Source organism: Arthrobacter sp. HMWF013, from assembly GCF_003061105.1.
Taxonomy (GTDB): Bacteria; Actinomycetota; Actinomycetes; order Actinomycetales; family Micrococcaceae; genus Arthrobacter.
This window is the reverse complement of the sequence record NZ_QAIQ01000459.1, coordinates 1-1,521: the sequence shown is the minus strand read 5'-3', so window position 1 is coordinate 1,521 and position 1,521 is coordinate 1. Positions and strand designations below refer to the sequence as shown.

At 62.0% G+C, this 1,521-nt stretch carries 2 protein-coding genes; both read right to left on the bottom strand.

All coding sequences use genetic code 11. The annotated features are described in order from the left end of the window. Positions 1 to 635, bottom strand: a 635-nt coding sequence (locus tag DBR22_RS16585) for a dioxygenase (protein WP_108599925.1), incomplete at its 3' end; no start/stop codon positions are given. Between the two features lie 49 nt (positions 636 to 684). Then, positions 685 to 1,521: aldo/keto reductase (locus tag DBR22_RS16580; RefSeq protein WP_108599924.1), on the bottom strand; the 837-nt coding region annotated here is incomplete at its 5' end.

Sequence of the window (1,521 nt, the reverse complement as noted above, 5' to 3'; positions counted from 1 at the left end):
GGGTAGGGGGTGGGGGTCAGTCCCCAGAAGCGGTAGTTTCCGTCTTCGTCGCTGTAAAGGTGGGCGCGCCCCGAGACGCGGTGGTCGTCGTACTGGACGTCGTAGAAGCCGTCTTCATCTGCTTCCCACACTTCGATGCGTGCGTTAGGGACCGGGTTTCCGTCAGTGTCCTTGACGCTTCCTTCGATCCAGCAGGGTTCTCCTGGTGCGGCGCCGGCGATGTCTCCGCCGTTTTCGATGCGCGGCGCGTCGTCTACGAAGAAGGGGCCGAAAACGGTGGCTTCGGTTGCGTCGCCGACGGCTTCATTGTTGACGTTGATGGTCTGCATGGAGGCGCCGAAGACGTCGGAGAGCAGGATGAATTCCTGTCGGCGGTCGTCGGTGATGTGGCCGACGGCGGTGAGGAACTCAATGGCTTTGTTCCATTCGGCTTCGGTGAGCCGGACGTCGCGGATGAAGTTGTGCAGGTGGGTTACGAGTGACTGCATCAGTTGCTTCAGCCGCGGGTCCTGGCAGTCTTCGAAGGAGCGCAGCACGTTGCGGACGAGTTGTTCCTCCACGTTTTGTTGTGCCTCAGACACGTGCTGGTTGCCGGGAGCGCTTTCGGTTTCGGGGACGCGGGTCTGCTGGGTCATTGTCGTTTTCCTCGCTGTTGTTTGTGGTGTCGAGTATGCGCGCAGGGACTCAGAGTTGCGATGCCTCGTCGAGCAGCTGCAGATCCTTAGTGGTCAACCGGATCTGCATTGATTCAACGAGGGGCGCGAGTTGGTCTGTTGTGCGCGCGCTGGCGATGGGGGCCGCGACTCCGTTCTGCGCTGCGAGCCATGCCAGGGCGATGGAAGCGGGCTGGGTGGAGTGCTCATCGGCGACGCTTTTGACTGCGTCGATGACTTTCCGGCCGTGGGCGTTGAGGTACTTTGCCGCGTCGGGGGCGCGGGGGCTTTCGATTTCCTCGCCGTTGTCGTATTTTCCGGTCAGGAAGCCGTGGGCGAGGGAGTAGTAGGGCACGACGGCGAGGCCGTGGGTGCGGGCCAGCGGGAGGATATCGGCTTCAATTCCTCGTTCGACGAGGTTGTATTGGGGCTCTATGACGACGGGCGCGTGAAAGCCTTCGCGGGCGGTGATGTCGAGCCATTCTTTGATTCGTTCCGCTGTGTAGTTCGAGATGCCGATTGAGCGGATCTTTCCTTGGTCGACGAGTTCGGACAGTGTCGCGATGCTCTCGATGAGGGGCGTTGAGGGGTCGTCGAAGTGCGCGTAGTAGATGTCAACGGCGTCGATGTCGAGGCGGGTCAGCGAGGCGTCGACCGCAGCCCGGATCGTCTCGGGGGCCATGCCTGGGAATTGCGGGTGGTGACTTACTTTGGTGGCGATGACGAGGTCGTCGCGGTCGGTTCTGCCGGCCAGCCATTTGCCGATGATCGTTTCCGACTCCCCGCCTGTGTTTCCCTCGGCCCAGAACGAGTAAGAGTCGGCGGTGTCCAGGAAGTTCCCGCCGGCAGCGACGTAGCCGTCGAGGAC